Annotated in this window: 23 protein-coding genes and 2 tRNA genes; 20 read left to right on the top strand and 5 right to left on the bottom strand. The window is 53.8% G+C overall.

Annotated elements, in window-relative coordinates:
* Positions 1-102: 102 nt before the first annotated feature.
* From mlaF to murA, 7 genes are all read left to right on the top strand, one after another.
* Positions 103-915, top strand: a complete 813-nt coding sequence (gene mlaF / locus ABIC80_RS20040; protein ID WP_042713878.1) for a phospholipid ABC transporter ATP-binding protein MlaF — start codon at positions 103-105, stop codon at positions 913-915.
* 7 nt (positions 916-922) lie between these two features.
* The gene (gene mlaE / locus ABIC80_RS20035; RefSeq protein ID WP_023480856.1) at positions 923-1705 is read left to right on the top strand and encodes a lipid asymmetry maintenance ABC transporter permease subunit MlaE; all 783 of its coding nucleotides are present in this window, start codon (positions 923-925) and stop codon (positions 1703-1705) included.
* Positions 1706-1709: 4 nt separating this feature from the next.
* Positions 1710-2261, top strand: coding sequence for an outer membrane lipid asymmetry maintenance protein MlaD (gene mlaD, locus ABIC80_RS20030; protein ID WP_023480973.1), 552 nt, complete (start codon positions 1710-1712; stop codon positions 2259-2261).
* Between the two features lie 17 nt (positions 2262-2278).
* Complete coding sequence (gene mlaC / locus ABIC80_RS20025) at positions 2279-2917, top strand: phospholipid-binding protein MlaC (RefSeq protein ID WP_023481036.1); 639 nt, start codon at positions 2279-2281, stop codon at positions 2915-2917.
* Positions 2914-3207 carry a lipid asymmetry maintenance protein MlaB gene (gene mlaB / locus ABIC80_RS20020; RefSeq protein WP_042713885.1) on the top strand — a complete coding sequence of 98 codons (294 nt, stop codon included), beginning with the start codon at positions 2914-2916 and terminating at the stop codon, positions 3205-3207. The genes mlaC and mlaB overlap by 4 nt, the downstream gene beginning before the upstream one ends.
* A gap of 126 nt (positions 3208-3333) precedes the next feature.
* On the top strand, positions 3334-3588 hold the full coding sequence (ibaG, locus tag ABIC80_RS20015) for a BolA family iron metabolism protein IbaG (protein ID WP_023480818.1): 255 nt from the start codon (positions 3334-3336) through the stop codon (positions 3586-3588).
* Between the two features lie 53 nt (positions 3589-3641).
* Positions 3642-4901: a UDP-N-acetylglucosamine 1-carboxyvinyltransferase gene (murA, locus tag ABIC80_RS20010; RefSeq protein WP_054802972.1), complete on the top strand. Its 1260-nt coding sequence runs from the start codon at positions 3642-3644 to the stop codon at positions 4899-4901.
* A 54-nt stretch (positions 4902-4955) separates the two neighbouring features.
* Here murA and sfsB read toward each other — a convergent pair whose 3' ends face one another.
* A complete protein-coding gene (gene sfsB, locus ABIC80_RS20005; RefSeq protein WP_023481038.1) occupies positions 4956-5231 on the bottom strand; it encodes a DNA-binding transcriptional regulator SfsB in 276 nt (91 codons plus the stop codon).
* A gap of 213 nt (positions 5232-5444) precedes the next feature.
* Entirely contained in the window at positions 5445-6416 is a 972-nt protein-coding gene (ispB, locus tag ABIC80_RS20000; RefSeq protein WP_023481026.1) for an octaprenyl diphosphate synthase, read from the bottom strand.
* 260 nt (positions 6417-6676) lie between these two features.
* On the opposite strand from ispB, the gene rplU reads away from it, so the two are divergent.
* From rplU to cgtA, 4 genes are all read left to right on the top strand, one after another.
* Entirely contained in the window at positions 6677-6988 is a 312-nt protein-coding gene (rplU, locus tag ABIC80_RS19995; protein ID WP_015960603.1) for a 50S ribosomal protein L21, read from the top strand.
* A gap of 19 nt (positions 6989-7007) precedes the next feature.
* Positions 7008-7265: a 50S ribosomal protein L27 gene (rpmA, locus tag ABIC80_RS19990; RefSeq protein WP_017457338.1), complete on the top strand. Its 258-nt coding sequence runs from the start codon at positions 7008-7010 to the stop codon at positions 7263-7265.
* Positions 7266-7358: 93 nt separating this feature from the next.
* Entirely contained in the window at positions 7359-8324 is a 966-nt protein-coding gene (locus ABIC80_RS19985) for a DMT family transporter (RefSeq protein WP_023480720.1), read from the top strand.
* 15 nt (positions 8325-8339) lie between these two features.
* The gene (gene cgtA, locus ABIC80_RS19980; protein ID WP_042716908.1) at positions 8340-9518 is read left to right on the top strand and encodes an Obg family GTPase CgtA; all 1179 of its coding nucleotides are present in this window, start codon (positions 8340-8342) and stop codon (positions 9516-9518) included.
* Between the two features lie 78 nt (positions 9519-9596).
* On the opposite strand, the gene dacB is transcribed toward cgtA, so the two are convergent.
* Positions 9597-11030, bottom strand: a complete 1434-nt coding sequence (dacB, locus tag ABIC80_RS19975) for a serine-type D-Ala-D-Ala carboxypeptidase (RefSeq protein WP_094422251.1) — start codon at positions 11028-11030, stop codon at positions 9597-9599.
* Positions 11031-11277: 247 nt separating this feature from the next.
* On the opposite strand from dacB, the gene greA reads away from it, so the two are divergent.
* Positions 11278-11754 (top strand): transcription elongation factor GreA, encoded by a 477-nt coding sequence (gene greA / locus ABIC80_RS19970; protein WP_023480955.1) that lies wholly within the window; start codon positions 11278-11280, stop codon positions 11752-11754.
* Positions 11755-11907: 153 nt separating this feature from the next.
* Here greA and yhbY read toward each other — a convergent pair whose 3' ends face one another.
* Positions 11908-12201, bottom strand: coding sequence for a ribosome assembly RNA-binding protein YhbY (yhbY, locus tag ABIC80_RS19965; protein ID WP_042712846.1), 294 nt, complete (start codon positions 12199-12201; stop codon positions 11908-11910).
* Between the two features lie 118 nt (positions 12202-12319).
* Between yhbY and rlmE the strand changes: the two genes are divergently transcribed.
* The 6 genes from rlmE to ABIC80_RS19935 all read left to right on the top strand — a co-directional run bounded on the left by rlmE (position 12320) and on the right by ABIC80_RS19935 (position 17923).
* A complete protein-coding gene (gene rlmE / locus ABIC80_RS19960; protein WP_094422249.1) occupies positions 12320-12946 on the top strand; it encodes a 23S rRNA (uridine(2552)-2'-O)-methyltransferase RlmE in 627 nt (208 codons plus the stop codon).
* A 102-nt stretch (positions 12947-13048) separates the two neighbouring features.
* Entirely contained in the window at positions 13049-14980 is a 1932-nt protein-coding gene (ftsH, locus tag ABIC80_RS19955) for an ATP-dependent zinc metalloprotease FtsH (protein WP_054802973.1), read from the top strand.
* 98 nt (positions 14981-15078) lie between these two features.
* Complete coding sequence (gene folP, locus ABIC80_RS19950; protein WP_128482035.1) at positions 15079-15927, top strand: dihydropteroate synthase; 849 nt, start codon at positions 15079-15081, stop codon at positions 15925-15927.
* A complete protein-coding gene (gene glmM / locus ABIC80_RS19945; RefSeq protein WP_429178394.1) occupies positions 15920-17257 on the top strand; it encodes a phosphoglucosamine mutase in 1338 nt (445 codons plus the stop codon). Before folP ends, glmM begins: the two co-directional genes overlap by 8 nt.
* 226 nt (positions 17258-17483) lie before the next feature.
* Positions 17484-17816, top strand: coding sequence for a preprotein translocase subunit SecG (gene secG / locus ABIC80_RS19940; RefSeq protein ID WP_054802976.1), 333 nt, complete (start codon positions 17484-17486; stop codon positions 17814-17816).
* Between the two features lie 20 nt (positions 17817-17836).
* Positions 17837-17923: transfer RNA gene (locus ABIC80_RS19935), tRNA-Leu, on the top strand.
* A gap of 129 nt (positions 17924-18052) precedes the next feature.
* Here ABIC80_RS19935 and argG read toward each other — a convergent pair.
* Positions 18053-19399: an argininosuccinate synthase gene (gene argG / locus ABIC80_RS19930; RefSeq protein ID WP_200134829.1), complete on the bottom strand. Its 1347-nt coding sequence runs from the start codon at positions 19397-19399 to the stop codon at positions 18053-18055.
* Positions 19400-19776: 377 nt separating this feature from the next.
* Between argG and ABIC80_RS19925 the strand changes: the two genes are divergently transcribed.
* Both ABIC80_RS19925 and rimP read left to right on the top strand, forming a co-directional pair.
* Positions 19777-19853, top strand: a tRNA-Met gene (locus ABIC80_RS19925).
* A gap of 209 nt (positions 19854-20062) precedes the next feature.
* Positions 20063-20515 carry a ribosome maturation factor RimP gene (gene rimP / locus ABIC80_RS19920; RefSeq protein WP_017457352.1) on the top strand — a complete coding sequence of 151 codons (453 nt, stop codon included), beginning with the start codon at positions 20063-20065 and terminating at the stop codon, positions 20513-20515.
* Positions 20516-20530: the final 15 nt, after the last annotated feature.

Below are 20530 nucleotides of genomic sequence, written 5' to 3'. Positions count from 1 at the left end.
CAGCTTTCGCTAACCTGGGCGGGTAATATTCTGTAAAAATGCTGGGTTCGTGATGATATCAAGCGTAATGCTTGCAGCCCACAGGGTGATAAGGAAGAGGAAATGAGCCAGACAGTGGCGAATTTGGTCGATGTTCGTGGCGTCAGCTTCTCCCGAGGCAACCGCCCGATCTTCGACAATATTTCACTGACCGTGCCGCGCGGGAAAATCACCGCCATTATGGGGCCGTCAGGGATCGGTAAAACCACCTTACTGCGCCTGATTGGCGGGCAGATCCCGCCCGATAGCGGCGAAATCTTATTTGATGGCGAAAACGTGCCGGCAATGTCGCGTTCGCGCCTCTTCACCGTGCGCAAAAGAATGAGCATGCTTTTTCAGTCCGGCGCGCTCTTCACCGATATGAATGTGTTCGATAACGTCGCCTATCCGCTGCGCGAACATACCACGTTGCCACCGGCGCTGTTGCACAGCACGGTAATGATGAAGCTCGAAGCGGTCGGGCTGCGCGGTGCGGCGAAATTGATGCCCTCCGAGCTCTCTGGCGGTATGGCGCGGCGTGCGGCGCTGGCGCGCGCGATTGCGCTGGAACCGGATCTGATCATGTTTGATGAGCCCTTCGTCGGCCAGGATCCCATAACCATGGGGGTGCTGGTGAAGCTTATCTCTGAGCTGAACAACGCGCTGGGCGTCACCTGTATCGTTGTTTCCCATGATGTGCCGGAGGTGTTGAGCATCGCGGATTACGCCTATATTGTGGCGGACCGGAAAATTGTCGCCCACGGCAGCGCGCAGGGGCTGCAGGATAATAGCGATCCTCGCGTCCGTCAGTTCCTTGATGGCATCGCCGACGGGCCGGTTCCGTTCCGCTATCCTGCTGGTGATTACCAGCGCGATCTTTTAGAAACAGGGAGTTAATACACTCATGCTGTTAAATGCACTGGCTGCGCTTGGCCATCGTGGGATCAAAACGATCGCGACGTTCGGGCGTGCCGGGTTAATGCTGTTCAACGCCCTGGTTGGCAAGCCGGAGTTTCGCAAACACGCGCCGCTGCTGATCCGCCAGCTCTATAACGTCGGTGTGCTGTCGATGGTCATTATCCTCGTCTCCGGCGTCTTTATCGGCATGGTGCTGGGGCTGCAGGGTTACCTGGTGCTGACGACTTACAGCGCGGAGACGAGCCTCGGCATGCTGGTGGCGCTCTCGCTGCTACGCGAGTTAGGCCCGGTTGTTGCCGCGCTGCTGTTTGCCGGACGCGCAGGCTCGGCGCTTACCGCAGAGATTGGCTTGATGCGCGCCACCGAGCAGCTCTCCAGCCTTGAGATGATGGCCGTCGATCCTTTACGTCGGGTCATTTCGCCGCGTTTCTGGGCGGGCGTCATCTCTCTGCCGCTGCTGACGGTTATGTTTGTCGCGGTTGGTATCTGGGGCGGCTCGCTGGTGGGCGTTAACTGGAAAGGGATCGACAGTGGTTTCTTCTGGACTGCGATGCAGAACGCCGTCGACCTGCGAATGGATCTGGTTAACTGTCTGATTAAAAGCGTGGTCTTTGCCATCACCGTGACCTGGATTGCGCTGTTTAACGGTTACGATGCGATCCCGACTTCGGCCGGGATCAGCCGCGCGACAACACGCACCGTTGTGCACTCCTCGCTGGCCGTTCTCGGTCTGGATTTTGTGCTCACCGCATTGATGTTTGGGAATTGAGTTCATGCAAACGAAAAAAAGTGAAATTTGGGTCGGCCTGTTTCTTCTGCTGGCATTACTGGCGGGGCTCTTTATCTGTCTGAAAGCGGCAGATGTCGCCTCGATGCGTACAGAACCGACGTACCGCGTTTATGCCACCTTTGACAATATCGGCGGCCTGAAAGCCAATTCGCCGGTGCGTATCGGCGGGGTGGTGATTGGGCGCGTATCGGATATCTCCCTCGACCCGAAAACGTATCTGCCGCGCGTAACGCTGGATATCGAAGAGCGTTACAACCAGATCCCGGATACCAGCTCGCTGGCAATCCGCACATCAGGCCTGCTGGGCGAACAATATCTGGCGTTAAACGTCGGGTTTGACGATCCCGAGATGGGAACATCTATGCTTAAGGAAGGCAGCACGATTCAGGACACCAAGTCCGCGATGGTGCTGGAAGATCTCATTGGTCAGTTCCTTTACAACAGTAAAGGTGGCGACAATAAGAATTCAGGCGATGCGGCGGCGCAAAATGAAGGGAATACTCAACCTGCGCCGTCTGCGGATCAGACGCATTAACGAGGAGAAGTGACGCAATGTTTAAACGTCTCATGATGGTTGCTCTGCTGGTCGTTGCACCGTTGAGCTCTGCTTTGGCTGTTGATCAAAGCAACCCGTACACCGCAATGCAGGGGGCGGCGAAACAGACTTTCGATCGCCTCAAAAATGAACAACCGAAAATCCGCGCGAACCCGGATTACCTGCGTGAGGTGGTCGATCAAGAGCTGCTGCCCTATGTCCAGGTGAAATATGCCGGCGCGCTGGTGCTGGGCCGTTATTACAAAGAAGCGACCCCTGCGCAGCGTGATGCCTACTTCAAGGCGTTCCGCGAATATCTGAAACAGGCATACGGTCAGGCGCTGGCGCTCTACCACGGCCAGACTTACCAGATCGCCCCGGAACAGCCGCTGGGCGATGCCACTATCGTGCCGATTCGCGTCACTATCGTCGATCCGAACGGTCGTCCGCCGGTACGCCTCGATTTCCAGTGGCGTAAAAACAGCCAGACCGGTAACTGGCAGGCTTATGACATGATCGCTGAAGGCGTAAGCATGATCACCACGAAGCAGAATGAGTGGAGCGATCTGCTGCGTACTAAAGGTATCGATGGCCTGACCGCTGAGCTGCAGTCTATCTCCCGCCAGAAAATTACCCTGGACGAGAAGAAGCAATGACCCAGCAGCTAAGCTGGTCGCGTGACGGCGAGCGCCTGGTGTTGCTGGGCGAGCTGGATCAGGACGTGTTAAATCCTTTATGGGATGCGCGTGCAGAGGCGATGAAAGGGGTAACCACCATCGATCTGCAGGGCGTAACACGGGTTGATACCGCAGGCGTCGCGCTGCTGGTTCATCTGGTTGAACTCGGTAAAAAGCAGGGCACGGATGTGACGCTGCTGGGCGTAAGTGAGAATGTGAGCACCCTCGCGGCGCTCTATAACTTGCCGCAAAGTGCCTTGCCACGCTAATTTTTTCAATACGTTACTATTTAAAGCCCCGTCCAGAGAGTGGATGGGGCTTTTTGCTTATTTAAGACCGTCGCACTTTCCTCTAAGATGTGTGACTGTTTTCACTTTTAGATGATATTTACGCCCATGGAAAATCATGAAATCCAGACCGTGCTGATGGAAGCACTCTCTCTCCAGGAAGCCCACGTCACTGGCGATGGCAGCCATTTTCAGGTTGTCGCTGTGGGTGAAGTTTTTGACGGCATGAGCCGGGTCAAGAAGCAGCAAACCATCTATGGCCCGCTGATGGAGTACATCGCGGATAACCGCATTCATGCCCTGTCGATCAAAGCGTATACGCCGCAAGAATGGGCGCGCGATCGCAAACTTAACGGCTTTTGAGCGCTGGCGGTATGATCCGCCGCGCGTGTGAATTCTTAACAGAGATCAGATAAATGGATAAGTTTCGTGTACAGGGGCCAACGCGTCTCCAGGGCGAAGTGACAATTTCAGGTGCCAAAAACGCCGCACTGCCGATTCTTTTCGCCGCGCTGCTGGCCGAAGAGCCGGTCGAAATCCGCAACGTGCCGAAACTGAAAGATATCGACACGACCATCAAGCTGCTGAGCCAGCTCGGTACCAAAATTGAGCGTAATGGCTCGGTGTGGATCGATGCCAGCAAGGTGAACGTCTTCTGTGCGCCGTACGACCTGGTGAAAACCATGCGCGCTTCGATTTGGGCGCTGGGACCGCTGGTTGCCCGTTTCGGCCAGGGGCAGGTTTCACTCCCGGGCGGTTGCGCGATTGGCGCGCGTCCGGTCGATCTGCATATCACCGGCCTTGAGCAGCTGGGTGCGGAGATTAAGCTGGAAGAGGGCTACGTTAAAGCCTCTGTCGACGGTCGCCTGAAGGGCGCGCACATTGTGATGGACAAAGTGAGCGTTGGCGCGACGGTGACGATTATGTCCGCTGCTACGCTGGCTGAAGGCACCACCATTATCGAAAATGCCGCGCGCGAGCCGGAAATTGTCGATACCGCCAACTTCCTCAATACGCTCGGTGCCAAAATTACCGGCATGGGCACTGACCGCATCACCATCGAGGGCGTTGAGCGCCTTGGCGGCGGCGTTTATCGCGTGCTGCCGGACCGCATCGAAACCGGGACCTTCCTGGTGGCAGCCGCTATCTCCGGTGGAAAAATTGTTTGCCGCAATGCCCAGCCGGATACGCTGGATGCCGTGCTGGCTAAACTGCGTGACGCGGGTGCGGATATTGAACTGGGCGAAGACTGGATTAGCCTCGATATGCACGGTAAACGTCCGAAAGCCGTTAACGTGCGTACCGCGCCGCATCCGGGCTTCCCGACAGATATGCAGGCGCAGTTCACGCTGCTGAACCTGGTGGCCGAAGGTACCGGTGTGATCACTGAAACCATCTTCGAGAACCGCTTCATGCACATCCCTGAGCTGATTCGTATGGGTGCTCATGCAGAGATTGAGAGCAACACCGCGATTTGCCACGGCGTAGAAACGCTCTCCGGCGCGCAGGTGATGGCGACCGATCTGCGTGCATCGGCGAGCCTCGTGCTGGCTGGCTGTATTGCGGAAGGGACGACCTATGTCGATCGCATCTACCACATCGATCGTGGTTATGAGCGTATCGAAGATAAACTCAGCGCGCTGGGCGCGAAGATTGAGCGTGTGAAGGGCGAATAACCTCTACATCATTAAAAAAGGGAGCGAAAGCTCCCTTTTTTTATCTGCGACATTTTACGCTTCACTGCGTTTTTTCCTGATGAACTTGGTTTTATCAAGAAATGCGTGCGTGATGGGATCGTGGTAACGCGAAGGCCATATAACCCAGGGATCGGTATCCAGCGCCCGGGCAATAATCAACTCTCCCTTCGGCCAGGGTCGGGTCAGTGCATTGGCGAGGGTGGAGGAACTCAAGCCATTTTTTCGAGATTCAGCCGCCAGCGACGTACCCTTTTTTCGCAGCCCGGCAATAATATCGGCTTGATGCCAGTCGGTATATTTCGTTTCCATAACATCTCCCTGATGAGAATCGGTTTCAACCATTGTTCGCCAACAACGCAGATCACTATACGCATATGGGAATATTTGTTCTAAAAAGTTCAGGGCGATTGTTATGTTTTCAGATTATGCCAAGGCTTGCGCAGCAAGGATTTGGCGCCTGAAAAAGGATGTTATAAGAGCTTATTGGAACTTTCCCGCGATAAATCGCGGGAAACAGAGAGATTAACGATCGCGCTGAACGGCGATGTGGGCAAGCGCAATGAGCGCATCGCGCCACTCAGAGTGCGGAAGAACCTGCAGCGCGGCGATGGCTTTATCCGCCTCTTCTTCAGCACGGCGACGCGTCCACTCCAGCGACCCGCACTGCGCCATTGCTTCCAGAACCGGTTCCAGAAGATGGCGTCCGCTTCCCTGTTCAATCGCTTCACGGATCATCTGCGCCTGCTCAGGGGTACCGTTATGCATCGCATGCAGCAGCGGCAGCGTCGGTTTGCCTTCGTTAAGGTCATCGCCGGTATTTTTACCCAGCGTTTCGCCATCGGCGCTGTAATCGAGCAGATCGTCAATCAGCTGGAATGCAGTGCCCAGGTAGCGGCCATAATCCTGCAGCCCCTTCTCCTGTGCCTCTGAACAGCCCGCCAGTAAACCAGAACACTGAGCGGCCGCTTCGAACAGGCGCGCGGTTTTGCTGTAAATCACGCGCATATAGTTCTCTTCGGTAATGTTCGGGTCGTTGACGTTCATCAATTGCAGCACTTCGCCTTCTGCAATCACGTTCACCGCTTCTGACATCACCTCCAGCACCTTCAGCGAGCCGAGGCTGGTCATCATCTGGAATGCACGGGTATAGATAAAATCCCCGACCAGTACGCTGGCGGCATTACCAAAGGCGGCGTTCGCCGTTGCCTTGCCGCGGCGCATATCTGATTCATCCACAACGTCGTCGTGGAGGAGGGTTGCTGTGTGGATAAATTCGATTAATGCAGCGATGGTGACATGCGCGTTGCCTTCATAGCCAACTGCGCGCGCCGCCAGTACAGCGATCATCGGACGTATGCGTTTGCCGCCGCCGCTTACGATGTAATAACCCAACTGGTTGATTAATTTCACATCCGAGTTGAGTTGTTGCAGAATCGTCGCGTTCACACCCGCCATATCTTGCGCGGTTAACTCATTGATTTTTTCTAAATTCATCGCAAAAGCCGGGCTTTCAGTCCTGTTTACCACATATCAAAAGTGGGATAACAAAGGGTTACGGGTTTGAATAGTATTGTCGATTGTACTGAAAAAACGCGCCAGATAAACGTTACCTTACACGTTGTGTTTTTTTTCTGCGAGGAGTGACGATCACACTTGTCAACGGCTCGCAATTTGCGTAATATTCGCGCCCTATTGTGAATATTTATAGCGCCCTCTGAATTTATCAGGATAGGTGCGCGGAAGCGGAGTTTTATATGTACGCGGTTTTCCAAAGTGGTGGTAAACAACACCGAGTAAGCGAAGGTCAGACCGTTCGCCTGGAAAAGCTGGACATCGCAACTGGCGAAGCTGTTGAATTCGCTGAAGTTCTGATGATCGCAAACGGTGAAGAAGTCAAAATCGGCGTTCCTTTCGTTGATGGCGGCGTAATCAAAGCTGAAGTTGTTGCTCATGGTCGTGGCGAGAAAGTTAAAATCGTTAAGTTTCGTCGTCGTAAACACTACCGTAAGCAGCAGGGCCATCGTCAGTGGTTCACTGATGTGAAAATTACTGGCATCAGCGCCTAAGACCTGAGGAGAGATTTAAATGGCACATAAAAAGGCTGGCGGCTCAACTCGTAACGGTCGCGATTCAGAAGCTAAACGTCTGGGCGTAAAACGCTTCGGCGGTGAAGCAGTTCTGGCAGGTAGCATCATCGTTCGTCAACGTGGTACTAAATTCCACGCTGGTTCCAACGTAGGTTGCGGCCGTGACCACACTCTGTTCGCTTTGACTGACGGTAAAGTTAAGTTCGAAGTTAAAGGCCCGAAAAACCGTAAATTCATCAGCATCGTTGCTGAATAAGTTTTTCGCGTCCCGGTAACGGAAGAAAGCCCCGCAACACGTTGCGGGGCTTTTTACATTAGAAGCCCGGCAAAATTCGGGCAGGGAAGAAGCATGAAACAGCAGGCGGGCATCGGTATTCTCCTGGCGCTGACAACAGCGATGTGCTGGGGAGCGTTGCCGATTGCAATGAAGCAGGTGCTGGAAGTGATGGAGCCGCCGACAGTGGTCTTCTATCGCTTTTTAATGGCGGGCATTGGTCTCGGTCTGATCCTGACCTGGAAACGAAAACTGCCGCCACTGCGTATTTTCCGCAAGCCTCGTTGGCTGCTGCTGCTGGCCATTGCCACCGGCGGGTTGTTTGGCAACTTCATATTGTTCAGCTCTTCTCTGCAGTATGTCAGCCCGACCGCGTCGCAGGTGATCGGCCAGCTCTCGCCCGTCGGTATGATGGTCGCCAGCGTCTTTATCCTCAAAGAGAAGATGCGTATCACGCAGGTGATTGGCGCGCTGATGCTGATAAGCGGTCTGGTGATGTTTTTTAACACCAGCCTGATTGAGATCTTCACCCGGCTGACGGATTACACCTGGGGCGTCATTTTCGGCGTCGGTGCGGCGACGGTGTGGGTTAGCTACGGCGTGGCGCAAAAAGTCCTTCTGCGTCGTCTGGCCTCCCAGCAGATCCTCTTTTTGCTGTACACTTTATGTACGCTTGCGCTGCTGCCACTGGCGAAACCCGCCGTGGTGTTCCAGCTGAGCGACTGGCAACTGGCCTGTCTGGTTTTTTGCGGGCTCAACACGCTGGTTGGCTACGGCGCGCTGGCGGAAGCGATGGCTCGCTGGCAGGCGGCGCAGGTAAGCGCGTTAATTACCTTAACGCCGCTGTTTACACTGTTTTTCTCAGATTTGTTATCAATGGCCTGGCCCGATGTTTTCGCCAGACCGATGTTAAACCTTGTCGGTTATCTCGGTGCGTTTGTCGTGGTTGCGGGCGCGATGTTTTCCGCTATTGGCCATCGTCTTTTGGGACGCAGGCGTAGTCGTGAAGTGGTCGTCACTGTGCCCCGCTCAGGCGAATGAGTTACGGAGAGTAAAATGAAGTTTGTAGATGAAGCTACGATTCTGGTCGTAGCGGGTGATGGCGGTAACGGCTGCGTAAGCTTCCGCCGCGAAAAGTATATCCCGAAAGGCGGCCCTGATGGCGGTGACGGTGGCGACGGTGGTGATGTCTGGCTGGAAGCGGACGAGAACCTGAATACCCTGATTGACTACCGTTTTGAAAAATCCTTCCGTGCAGAACGTGGGCAGAACGGCCAGAGCCGTGATTGCACCGGTAAACGCGGGAAAGATATTACGGTGAAAGTGCCGGTTGGTACGCGTGTGATCGACCAGGGCACCGGCGAAACCATGGGTGATATGACCAAACATGGTCAGCGCCTGATGGTCGCGAAAGGCGGCTGGCACGGTCTCGGCAACACCCGTTTCAAATCCTCGGTAAACCGTACTCCGCGTCAGAAAACGATGGGTACGCCGGGCGATAAGCGCGATCTGCAGCTGGAGCTGATGCTGCTGGCAGATGTCGGGATGCTGGGGATGCCGAACGCCGGTAAATCCACCTTTATCCGCGCGGTCTCCGCAGCGAAACCAAAAGTGGCGGATTATCCGTTTACCACGCTGGTCCCGAGCCTGGGCGTTGTTCGTATGGACAATGAGAAGAGCTTCGTGGTTGCCGATATTCCGGGGCTGATTGAGGGTGCGGCTGATGGCGCTGGCCTCGGTATCCGCTTCCTGAAACACCTTGAGCGCTGCCGCGTGCTGCTGCACCTCATCGACCTCGATCCGATCGACGGTTCCGATCCGGCAGAAAACGCCCGTATCATCGTTGGCGAGCTGGAAAAATACAGCGAGAAGCTGGCTGCCAAGCCACGCTGGCTGGTATTTAACAAGATCGACCTGATGGATAAAGAGGAAGCAGAAGCGAAAGCGAAAGCGATCGCCGAAGCGCTGGGCTGGGAAGATAAGTTCTACCTGATCTCTGCTGCCAGCCAGCAGGGCGTCAAAGACCTGTGCTGGGACGTGATGACCTTTATCATCGAAAACCCGATTGCGCAGGCGCAGGAAGAGCAGCAGCCGGAGAAAGTCGAGTTCATGTGGGATGATTATCATCGCCAGCAGCTCGAAGAGGCCGAAGCGACAGAAGAAGATGACGAAGAGTGGGATGACGACTGGGATGAAGACGACGAAGAGGGTGTCGAGTTCATCTACAAACGTTAATCTCTGCTTCCTCCCCGCTCCGGCGGGGAGAAGAGATACAAAATGCCGGGTCAGCATGATGCTTCCCGGCATTTTTTATTAGTTGTTCTGATAGATATCTTTGTAGAGCCGGCTTTCGAAACGCACCAGCGGAATACGACGATTACGCTGATCGGCAGGTTCAACCGCATACCCCGAGAGATACTGCACAAACGCCATTCTCTGACCGCTGGCGGTGGTGATAAAGCCTGCCAGGTTGTAGACGCCCTGTAGCGAGCCTGTTTTGGCTGATACCTTGCCGTCGACGCCCGCTTCATGCAGCCCTGCCCGGTATTGCAGCGAGCCATCATAGCCCGCCAGCGGCAGCATCGAGATGAAGTTAAGTTCGGTATCATGCTGGGCGATATATTGCAGCACCTGCATCATGGTCGCCGGTGCGAGCAGGTTGTGGCGCGAGAGGCCGGAACCATCCGCAATAATAGTGTTGCCCAGATCGACACCGGCCTGCTGGCGCAGGATCTGCCTGACCGCATCCGAACCCGCTCGCCAGGTGCCCGGCACGCCAAAGCGCGCATGACCAATCATGCGAAAGACGGTATCCGCAATCATGTTGTCGGACTTCTTCAGCATGATCTTCAGCAGATCGTGTAGCGGCGCGGATTGTTTACTGGCAATAACGGTGCCGGGCTGATTGACCTGCGTCTGGCGCAGCAGCGTGCCGGTATAGGTAATGCCCGCCTGCGTTAGCTCCTGCTTGAGAATAGCCCCTGCATAGCTGGCACCATCCTGTATGGCGAAGGCGAGCGGCAACGGATCGGCGCGTTGAGGCAAACAGCCTGTTAACGTGAACCGGTTGAGATCGCCCGGCACTACATCCAGTTCGCAATATTGTGCTTCCGACGACCCGCGCGCCAGCGTGCGTACCTGGCTGAACATATTCACCGGATAGTAAGAGGCGACCCGGATGTAGGCCAAATCACCCGCGTTTTGCGCGCTATACAGCGAAATCGAGAAACAGTTGCGATCGATGATGGCGGCGGCGGGCGGTGCGCTAAAGCACTGCGTCATATCGTTCCACGGCCAGCCCGGCGCTTTGTCATGACTGGCGAAAATCGAAGTATCGATCAGCACGTTGCCATCAATTTTTTGCACGCCTGATTTTTTAAGCGTTGCGACCATATTGCGAATATCCTGACGTTTTAGCGTCGGATCGCCACCAAATCGTGCAACTAAGTCGCCTTTTAGCGTACCGCCGTCGACAGAACCTTTGCTTTCCAGCGTGGTTGTAAAGCGAAAGTCCGGCCCCAGTTGTAGGAGTGCAGCCAGCGCGGTGATCACTTTCTGGGTGCTCGCCGGCAACGCCATCTGTTTGGCGTGATAATCAATTTCAGGAGCCTCTGCGCCGACCTTCTGTACCATCAACGCCAGGTTGGCACCATCCGGAAGCTGGTTGATGTACTCGTCGACATTCGCGGCCTGAACATTCAGGGCTATACTGGTGGACAATCCGATGATAAAGCTGGGAAATCGCATAATCTCGCGCTAACAAGCTGGAAACAGGCCGACATACTACGGCGCATCGACCCGGAAAGTAAACGATGACCCACGGTGAACTTCCGGTTAAAATACGTATCAAATTGAAAAATTGCGCTGACCTGGGGCTTTGTCTCCGGGTCAGTTTTCTTTTGCTCCTGCCCGGCTGTTTACGCCTGAATGCGGGGAGGTAACGCTGACGGGGTGGGGGACTACTCCTAACAGGAATGTTTAAGAGGTATAACAAATGCAAGCTATTCCGATGACCCTACGTGGTGCAGAAAAACTGCGCGAAGAGCTGGAGTTTTTAAAAACCGTTCGTCGCCCTGAAATCATCGCCGCTATTGCGGACGCCCGCGAACATGGCGATCTCAAAGAGAACGCTGAATACCACGCCGCGCGTGAGCAGCAGGGCTTTTGTGAAGGCCGCATTAAAGATATCGAAGCGAAACTGTCGAATGCGCAGGTTATCGATATCTCCAAAATGCCAAAAAATGGCCGCGTCATTTTCGGTTCCACGGTCACCGTGCTGAACCTGGATAACGACGAAGAGCAGACTTACCGCATCGTTGGCGATGACGAAGCCGACTTTAAGCAGAATCTTATCTCGGTGAACTCGCCTATCGCACGAGGCCTGGTGGGGAAAGAGCAGGATGATGTGGTTGTCATTCGCACCCCTGGCGGCGAAGTGGAATATGAAATCATCAAGGTGGAATATCTTTGATTGCAGCGTCAGCGTTAATTGTTGACGGATTGTAAAGATAAGAAAAAGGCCGCATTGCGGCCTTTTATGAACTCCAGGAGCGTGGCATTTTGCTCATCTGCTGGCGGAAACCCCTCGTTTTACACTGATTTTGTGTTCAACTCAGGATATCCTTTAGCGCGGCAGCGAAATTTTACGCTCTGCGGTCGGGCGATAAAGCACCAGCGTTTTACCGATGACCTGGACATTACAGGCACCGGTTTCGCGAACGATAGCTTCCACGATCAAGGTCTTAGTTTCTCTCTCTTCAGAGGCGATCTTCACCTTGATAAGTTCATGGTGCACAAGCGCTTGTTCAATCTCGGCCAGTACCCCTTCGGTCAAACCATTGTTGCCAAGCATAACTACCGGCTTGAGCGGATGTGCCAGACCTTTCAGGTGCTGTTTTTGTTTAGTACTCAGATTCATCGTATATTTTGCTTACGTTGGGATTGAAAACGGGTCATTCTACCGCCATCTCCTCTGTATCGCCAAATTGCGCGTCGAAATTTCTCGGTGACGCCGATGAAACCGGATGGAAAGTTAAATGACAGGTAAAAAGCGTTCTGCCAGTTCAAGCCGCTGGCTTCAGGAACACTTTAGCGATAAATATGTTCTTCAGGCGCAGAAAAAAGGGTTACGTTCCCGTGCCTGGTTTAAACTTGATGAAATACAGCAAAGTGACAAGATTTTTAAACCGGGGATGACCGTGGTTGACCTGGGTGCTGCACCCGGTGGATGGTCGCAATATGCGGTCACACAGATTGGTGGGAACGGGCGCATCATCGCGTGCGATCTTTTACCAATGGATCCAATCGTCGGCGTAGACTTCCTTCAGGGCGATTTTCGTGATGAATTAGTTCTGAAAGCGTTACTGGAACGTGTTGGTGACAGTAAAGTTCAGGTTGTCATGTCAGATATGGCGCCTAATATGAGCGGAACGCCAGCGGTTGATATTCCCCGCTCTATGTATCTGGTAGAGCTGGCGCTGGAGATGTGCCGCGATGTGTTAGCGCCAGGCGGTAATTTTTTAGTGAAAGTGTTCCAGGGCGAAGGTTTCGATGAGTACCTTACGGAAATTCGCTCCCTGTTTACGAAGGTTAAAGTGCGTAAACCGGACTCTTCGCGTGCTCGTTCGCGCGAAGTGTATATTGTAGCGACCGGGCGAAAATGATACCCCGTTGATTTCGGCCTTCGGTTTGAATGAAACGGGATATGTTGTATCCTGCCGCTGTTTTTAACACAGTTGTAATATGAGGTTAATCCCTTGAGTGACATGGCGAAAAACCTAATACTCTGGCTGGTCATTGCCGTCGTGCTGATGTCAGTATTCCAGAGCTTTGGGCCCAGCGAGTCAAATGGCCGTAAGGTGGATTACTCTACCTTCCTGCAAGAGGTCAACCAGGACCAGGTTCGCGAAGCGCGTATCAACGGACGTGAGATCAACGTTACCAAGAAAGATAGTAACCGTTACACGACTTACATCCCGGTCAACGATCCTAAACTGCTCGACAACCTGCTGACCAAAAACGTCAAGGTTGTGGGTGAACCACCTGAAGAGCCGAGCCTGCTCGGTAACATCTTCATCTCCTGGTTCCCGATGCTGTTGCTGATTGGGGTATGGATTTTCTTCATGCGCCAGATGCAGGGCGGCGGTGGCAAAGGCGCCATGTCGTTCGGTAAGAGCAAAGCGCGCATGCTGACTGAAGATCAGATCAAAACCACTTTTGCTGACGTCGCGGGCTGCGATGAAGCTAAAGAGGAAGTGGGCGAGCTGGTTGAATATCTGCGTGAGCCGAGCCGTTTCCAGAAACTGGGCGGTAAAATCCCGAAAGGCGTCCTGATGGTCGGCCCTCCGGGTACCGGTAAAACGCTGCTGGCGAAAGCAATCGCCGGCGAAGCGAAAGTGCCGTTCTTCACGATTTCCGGTTCTGACTTTGTTGAAATGTTTGTCGGCGTGGGCGCATCCCGCGTACGCGACATGTTTGAACAAGCCAAGAAAGCCGCACCGTGCATCATCTTTATCGATGAGATTGACGCCGTTGGCCGTCAGCGTGGCGCAGGTTTAGGCGGTGGTCACGATGAACGTGAGCAGACCCTGAACCAGATGCTGGTTGAGATGGATGGTTTCGAAGGCAATGAAGGCATTATCGTTATTGCTGCGACCAACCGTCCTGACGTACTGGACCCGGCGCTGCTGCGTCCAGGCCGTTTCGACCGTCAGGTTGTCGTTGGGCTGCCGGACGTTCGCGGTCGCGAGCAGATCCTGAAGGTCCATATGCGTCGTGTACCGCTGTCGCCGGATATTGACGCTGCGATCATCGCGCGTGGTACTCCGGGCTTCTCCGGTGCGGATCTGGCCAACCTGGTCAACGAAGCTGCGCTGTTTGCTGCGCGCGGTAACAAACGCGTTGTCTCGATGGTTGAGTTCGAAAAAGCGAAAGACAAAATCATGATGGGTGCGGAACGTCGCTCCATGGTGATGACGGAAGCGCAGAAAGAGTCTACCGCGTATCACGAAGCGGGCCATGCGATTATCGGTCGTCTGGTGCCGGAACACGATCCGGTACATAAAGTGACGATTATTCCGCGCGGTCGTGCGTTGGGCGTAACCTTCTTCCTGCCAGAAGGGGATGCGATTAGCGCCAGCCGTCAGAAGCTGGAGAGCCAGATCTCTACGCTCTACGGCGGTCGTCTCGCAGAAGAGATCATCTACGGTGTTGAGCATGTTTCTACCGGTGCGTCGAACGACATCAAAGTCGCGACCAACCTGGCACGTAACATGGTGACGCAGTGGGGCTTCTCGGACAAACTGGGCCCACTGCTCTACGCCGAAGAAGAGGGCGAAGTGTTCCTCGGACGTTCCGTCGCGAAAGCGAAACATATGTCTGATGAAACCGCGCGTATTATCGACCAGGAAGTGAAAGCGCTGATTGAACGTAACTACAATCGTGCGCGTCAGATCCTGAACGAGAACATGGATATTCTCCATGCGATGAAAGATGCTCTGATGAAATATGAGACCATCGACGCACCGCAGATTGATGACCTGATGTCTCGTCGTGATGTACGTCCGCCAGCGGGCTGGGAAGATCCAGGCGCAAATAACTCTGACAGTAACGGTACCCCACGTGCGCCGCGTCCGGTTGATGAACCGCGTACGCCGAACCCGGGCAATACCATGTCAGAGCAGTTTGGCGACAAATAAGCTTTCTGCAGTTGATGAACTGTCTGTAACGAAACCCTGGGGCCTGCTCCGGGGTTTTTCTTTTCTGTTCAACCGTAATACCTTCAGGGACTTCAGTCATGAAACTTCATGCCCAGGGCTCCACACTCGAGCTGTCTCATCCCCACGTGATGGGGATCCTCAACGTCACGCCGGACTCCTTTTCTGACGGCGGCAGCCACAACACGCTGATTGAGGCGGTCAAACACGCTAACCTGATGATTAACGCAGGGGCGACCATTGTGGATATCGGCGGTGAATCTACGCGGCCCGGTGCCGCTGAAGTGAGTGTTGAGGAGGAGCTGGCGCGCGTTATCCCGGTTGTAGAAGCGATAGCGCAGCGCTTTGAAGTGTGGATCTCGGTTGATACCTCGAAGCCTGAAGTGATCCGGGAAGCGGCACGGGCGGGCGCGCACATCATCAATGATATCCGTTCTTTGACGGAGCCCGGCGCGCTTGAAGCGGCGGCACAAACCGGATTGCCTGTCTGCCTGATGCATATGCAGGGTCAACCGAAGACGATGCAAGAAGCGCCAAAATATGAGGACGTCTTTGCCGACGTAAACCGCTTTTTTGTGGAGAATATTGCGCGCTGTGAACGTGCAGGGATCGCAAAAGAAAAATTGTTGCTCGACCCTGGGTTCGGTTTCGGTAAGAATCTCTCCCACAATTATGCGCTGCTTGCCCGATTAGGCGAGTTTCACCACTTCGGTTTGCCGTTGTTGGTAGGAATGTCGCGTAAGACGATGATCGGCCAGTTACTAAATGTCGGGCCCACAGAGCGGTTAAGCGGCAGTCTGGCATGTGCAGTGATTGCTGCGATGCAGGGTGCGCAGATTATTCGTGTCCATGACGTAAAAGAAACGGTAGAAGCTATGCGGGTGGTGGAAGCCACACTGTCAGCGAAGGAAAATAAACGCTATGAGTAATCGTAAATATTTTGGCACTGATGGCATTCGTGGCCGTGTTGGCGATGCACCTATCACTCCTGATTTCGTTCTGAAACTGGGCTGGGCGGCAGGCAAGGTGCTGGCGCGTCACGGCTCACGTAAAATTATTATCGGCAAGGATACCCGCATCTCGGGCTATATGCTGGAATCGGCACTGGAAGCCGGGCTGGCCGCAGCCGGTCTCTCTGCTTCCTTTACCGGTCCGATGCCGACCCCTGCTGTCGCTTACCTGACACGTACTTTCCGCGCGGAAGCGGGAATTGTGATTTCTGCTTCCCATAACCCGTTCTATGACAACGGCATTAAGTTCTTCTCCATCGACGGCACTAAGCTGCCGGACGCGGTTGAAGAGGCGATTGAAGCGGAGATGGAGAAAGAGCTGACCTGCGTTGACTCTGCCGAATTGGGTAAAGCGAGCCGTATCGTCGATGCCGCAGGCCGTTATATTGAGTTCTGCAAAGCAACCTTCCCGAATGAGCTAAGCCTCAACAGCCTGAAAATTGTGGTGGATTGTGCCAATGGCGCGACATACCACATCGCCCCGAATGTCTTCCGCGAACTGGGTGCTAAAGTTATTGCGATTGGCTGCGATCCGGATGGCGTCAACATCAATGAAAAATGTGGTGCGACGGATGTGAAAGCGCTGCAAGAGCGTGTTCTGGCAGAAAAAGCGGATCTGGGCATCGCTTTTGATGGCGACGGCGATCGCGTGATCATGGTTGACCACGAAGGTAATAAAGTCGATGGCGACCAGATTATGTATATCATTGCGCGTGAAGGCCTGCGTCAGGGGCAGTTGCGCGGCGGTGCCGTCGGCACGCTCATGAGCAACATGGGCCTCGAGCTGGCGCTTAAGCAACTGGGCATCCCGTTTGCGCGCGCAAAAGTGGGCGACCGCTACGTGCTGGAAAAAATGCAGGAGAAAGGGTGGCGCATCGGTGCAGAAAACTCAGGCCATGTGATCCTGCTGGATAAAACCACCACGGGTGACGGGATTGTTGCCGGGTTGCAGGTAGTGGCGGCAATGGTGCGTAACCATATGACGCTGCACGACCTTTGCAGCGGCATGAAGATGTTCCCGCAGGTTCTGGTGAATGTGCGCTTTACCGCCGGTAATGGCGATCCGCTGGAAGATGAGAACGTTAAAGCCGTGATGGCAGAGGTTGAAGCGACGCTGGGGAACCGTGGTCGCGTGCTGTTGCGTAAGTCCGGCACTGAGCCATTAATCCGCGTGATGGTCGAAGGCGAAGATGAAGTGCAAGTTACCGCGCTGGCAAACCGCATCGCCGATGCGGTTAAAGCGGTTTAACGATCCGGTAAGTGGCTAAAAAGGCAGCTTTTGCTGCCTCTTTCTTCGCCATAATGCACGCTTTTGCTGTTTTTTTCCGCACTTGATAAAAAGCGTCAAAATTGCCCTTGCGAAGGTCATTCGCTTTGGTTAGTATTCACACCCGCTTCAGTGGGAAAGCATGAAACATCCCGCGTTATTGGTTTGAAGCATTGGCTGCGGCAACCCCGCAAGGAACAGGTTGATTATGTACGAAGCTCTTTTAGTAGTTTTCCTTATTGTGGCTCTGGCTCTTGTAGCTCTGATTATGCTGCAGCAAGGTAAAGGCGCTGACATGGGAGCCTCCTTTGGCGCTGGCGCGTCCGGTACGCTGTTCGGTTCAAGTGGTTCTGGTAACTTCATGACTCGTGCAACTGCTGTGCTGGCAACACTGTTCTTTATTATTAGCCTGGTGCTGGGCAACATTAACAGCAATAAAACCAATAAGGGAAGCGAGTGGGAAAACCTGAGCGCACCGGCCAAGAGTGAACAGACTCAGCCAGCAGCGCCGGCGAAGCCGACCAGCGATATCCCGCAGTAAGTTGTGAAGAAGTAAGTCGTGCCGAGGTGGTGGAATTGGTAGACACGCTACCTTGAGGTGGTAGTGCCCAATAGGGCTTACGGGTTCAAGTCCCGTCCTCGGTACCAATATTCCGAAAGAAAGACATCGAAAGATGTCTTTTTTTTCGTCTGTCGTTTGTGTGCCTGAAAAGTTTGGCTACTCAACCGACAATAAAAAAGCGCCCGCAGGCGCTTTTTGTGTTTCAGTGGCGGCGATTATTTCTTATCGCTGTGCTCCAGGTTTTCAACCTGCGGCAGGCCATTCCCTGACGTGGTGGAGATCAGGCCAGTCTGTACATAGTTGAACAGCTTGGCGCGAGTATCGGTGATGTCGAGGTTACGCATCGTCAGCTGACCAATACGATCGTCCGGCGAGAATACCGAGTCGCCTTTCTCCATGGTCAGACGCTCTGCCTGGTAGGTCAGATTGTCGGAAACCGTATTCAGAATTGAGTAGTCATTCCCGCGACGCAGCTCAAGCGTCACTTCGCCAGTAATGGCACTTGCCACCCAACGTTGCAGCGCATCACGCAGCATCAGCGCCTGCGGATCAAACCAGCGACCCTGATAGAGCAGGCGTCCAAGCTGACGACCGTGAGCATGATACTGCTCAATGGTGTCTTCGTTATGAATGCCGGTCAGCAGACGTTCGTAGGCGATATGCAGCAGCGCCATCCCCGGGGCTTCATAGATGCCGCGGCTTTTCGCTTCAATGATACGGTTTTCAATCTGATCGCTCATGCCCAGACCGTGACGACCACCGATACGGTTGGCTTCCATCATCAGTTCGACATCGTCACTGAAGGTTTTGCCATTCAGCGCGACAGGGTGGCCCTGTTCAAAACGTACGGTAACTTCCTCAGCCGGGATCTTCACGCTCTCATCCCAGAATTTCACGCCCATAATCGGGTTAACGATTTTGACGCTGGAGTTGAGGAACTCGAGATCCTTCGCTTCGTGGGTGGCACCCAGCATATTGGAGTCCGTCGAGTAGGCTTTTTCGGCCGACATTTTGTAGTCGAAGCCCGACGCAGTCATGAATTCGGACATTTCCTGACGGCCGCCCAACTCGTCGATAAAGTCAGTATCGAGCCATGGCTTGTAGATCTTCAGCTCGGCATTGGTCAGCAGGCCATAACGATAGAAACGTTCGATATCGTTGCCTTTATAGGTGCTGCCGTCACCCCAGATGTTGACGCCATCCTCTTTCATAGCCGCAACCAGCATGGTGCCGGTTACCGCACGACCGAGTGGAGTGGTATTGAAATAGGTTAAACCGCCGGTGGTGTTATGGAACGCCCCGCACTGAATAGCCGCGATGCCCTCAGCGACCAGCTGTTTACGACAATCGATCAGGCGAGCATTTTCCGCACCGTACTCTTTCGCGCGACGCGGGATCGCCTCATAGTCATCCTCGTCAGGCTGGCCCAGGTTGGCAGTATATGCATAAGGAACTGCGCCTTTCTGACGCATCCACAGCAGCGCTGCGCTGGTGTCCAGACCGCCTGAAAAAGCGATACCAATACGTTGACCTGCGGGAAGATGCTTGAGAATCGTTGTCATAAAAAAATCCCTGCTTGATAGACTGATGGTGAGAGACTTAACAGCCACGCCACGCTATTTGTACCACTCATTCTTACATCTTTAGTGAATGGTTATGCAAAATAAATGAGTTTTCATTTAATCATCTTTTGGCGCGGACCGGAAGAGAGAAGCGCAATTTTCATTGTATAACTGAAAGAAAAAGCGGCATCTATGCATAAAAACTCTCTTAATAATATGCAACAACGGCGGAGCACGTGATGCTATAGATGAGCGGTTGACACAACGCGATGTTTTTCAATATACTGCAAGCCGGTTTTACGTCCCGTCTTCGGTACCAAATCCCAGCATTATTTGCAAGTTGACGCTCAATCGAGTAAAATTTGCCACGTTTCAGGCGCGGGGTGGAGCAGCCTGGTAGCTCGTCGGGCTCATAACCCGAAGGTCGTCGGTTCAAATCCGGCCCCCGCAACCACTTTCCCTTAGTGTTCTTTTTCAAATATACTGTGAAGACTTAACGCCTTCTTTAGCGGGATTTGAAAAGAGTTCTTCCGGAAGGTTATCCAGGCCGCAGTTGCGGCTATAGGGTTCAGTTATTTAAAGCCCCGATTTATCGGGGTTTTTTGTTATCTGAGTACGAAATAACTGGGCTATATGCCCTTTTTTTATGTCTTGGGGGTGGACTTGTCCACATTAGAGCAAAAATTAACAGAGATGATTACGGCGCCGGTTGAAGCACTGGGCTACGAACTGGTCGGTATCGAATTTGTGCGTGGTCGCACATCTACGCTGCGCATCTATATTGATAGTGAAGATGGCATCAATGTTGATGATTGCGCTGATGTCAGCCACCAGGTCAGTGCGGTACTGGATGTCGAAGATCCCATTACCGTTGCGTATAACCTGGAAGTTTCCTCACCAGGTCTTGAGCGACCTTTGTTTACGGCTGAGCACTACGCGCGCTTTAAGGGCGACGAAGTTTCGCTGGTGCTGCGGATGGCGGTGCAGAACCGTCGTAAGTGGCAGGGCATCATTAAAGATGTCGATGGCGAAATGATCACCGTTACGGTCGAAGGTAAAGATGAAGTGTTCGCCTTGAGCAATATTCAAAAAGCGAACCTGGTCCCCCACTTTTAACAGTCTGGATTGAGG

Source organism: Kosakonia sp. 1610 (genome assembly GCF_050435845.1).
GTDB lineage: Bacteria > Pseudomonadota > Gammaproteobacteria > Enterobacterales > Enterobacteriaceae > Kosakonia > Kosakonia cowanii.
The sequence above is the reverse complement of the archived record's forward strand: the minus strand, read 5'-3'. Positions and strand labels throughout refer to the sequence as shown.

Excerpts from the sequence above, each read along its gene's own strand:
- mlaF (WP_042713878.1), top strand. The coding sequence starts at position 103 with ATGAGCCAGACAGTGGCGAATTTGGTCGATGTTCGTGGCGTCAGCTTC.
- mlaE (WP_023480856.1), top strand. The coding sequence starts at position 923 with ATGCTGTTAAATGCACTGGCTGCGCTTGGCCATCGTGGGATCAAAACG.
- mlaD (WP_023480973.1), top strand. The coding sequence starts at position 1,710 with ATGCAAACGAAAAAAAGTGAAATTTGGGTCGGCCTGTTTCTTCTGCTG.
- mlaC (WP_023481036.1), top strand. The coding sequence starts at position 2,279 with ATGTTTAAACGTCTCATGATGGTTGCTCTGCTGGTCGTTGCACCGTTG.
- mlaB (WP_042713885.1), top strand. The coding sequence starts at position 2,914 with ATGACCCAGCAGCTAAGCTGGTCGCGTGACGGCGAGCGCCTGGTGTTG.
- ibaG (WP_023480818.1), top strand. The coding sequence starts at position 3,334 with ATGGAAAATCATGAAATCCAGACCGTGCTGATGGAAGCACTCTCTCTC.
- murA (WP_054802972.1), top strand. The coding sequence starts at position 3,642 with ATGGATAAGTTTCGTGTACAGGGGCCAACGCGTCTCCAGGGCGAAGTG.
- sfsB (WP_023481038.1), bottom strand. The coding sequence starts at position 5,231 with ATGGAAACGAAATATACCGACTGGCATCAAGCCGATATTATTGCCGGG.
- ispB (WP_023481026.1), bottom strand. The coding sequence starts at position 6,416 with ATGAATTTAGAAAAAATCAATGAGTTAACCGCGCAAGATATGGCGGGT.
- rplU (WP_015960603.1), top strand. The coding sequence starts at position 6,677 with ATGTACGCGGTTTTCCAAAGTGGTGGTAAACAACACCGAGTAAGCGAA.
- rpmA (WP_017457338.1), top strand. The coding sequence starts at position 7,008 with ATGGCACATAAAAAGGCTGGCGGCTCAACTCGTAACGGTCGCGATTCA.
- ABIC80_RS19985 (WP_023480720.1), top strand. The coding sequence starts at position 7,359 with ATGAAACAGCAGGCGGGCATCGGTATTCTCCTGGCGCTGACAACAGCG.
- cgtA (WP_042716908.1), top strand. The coding sequence starts at position 8,340 with ATGAAGTTTGTAGATGAAGCTACGATTCTGGTCGTAGCGGGTGATGGC.
- dacB (WP_094422251.1), bottom strand. The coding sequence starts at position 11,030 with ATGCGATTTCCCAGCTTTATCATCGGATTGTCCACCAGTATAGCCCTG.
- greA (WP_023480955.1), top strand. The coding sequence starts at position 11,278 with ATGCAAGCTATTCCGATGACCCTACGTGGTGCAGAAAAACTGCGCGAA.
- yhbY (WP_042712846.1), bottom strand. The coding sequence starts at position 12,201 with ATGAATCTGAGTACTAAACAAAAACAGCACCTGAAAGGTCTGGCACAT.
- rlmE (WP_094422249.1), top strand. The coding sequence starts at position 12,320 with ATGACAGGTAAAAAGCGTTCTGCCAGTTCAAGCCGCTGGCTTCAGGAA.
- ftsH (WP_054802973.1), top strand. The coding sequence starts at position 13,049 with ATGGCGAAAAACCTAATACTCTGGCTGGTCATTGCCGTCGTGCTGATG.
- folP (WP_128482035.1), top strand. The coding sequence starts at position 15,079 with ATGAAACTTCATGCCCAGGGCTCCACACTCGAGCTGTCTCATCCCCAC.
- glmM (WP_429178394.1), top strand. The coding sequence starts at position 15,920 with ATGAGTAATCGTAAATATTTTGGCACTGATGGCATTCGTGGCCGTGTT.
- secG (WP_054802976.1), top strand. The coding sequence starts at position 17,484 with ATGTACGAAGCTCTTTTAGTAGTTTTCCTTATTGTGGCTCTGGCTCTT.
- argG (WP_200134829.1), bottom strand. The coding sequence starts at position 19,399 with ATGACAACGATTCTCAAGCATCTTCCCGCAGGTCAACGTATTGGTATC.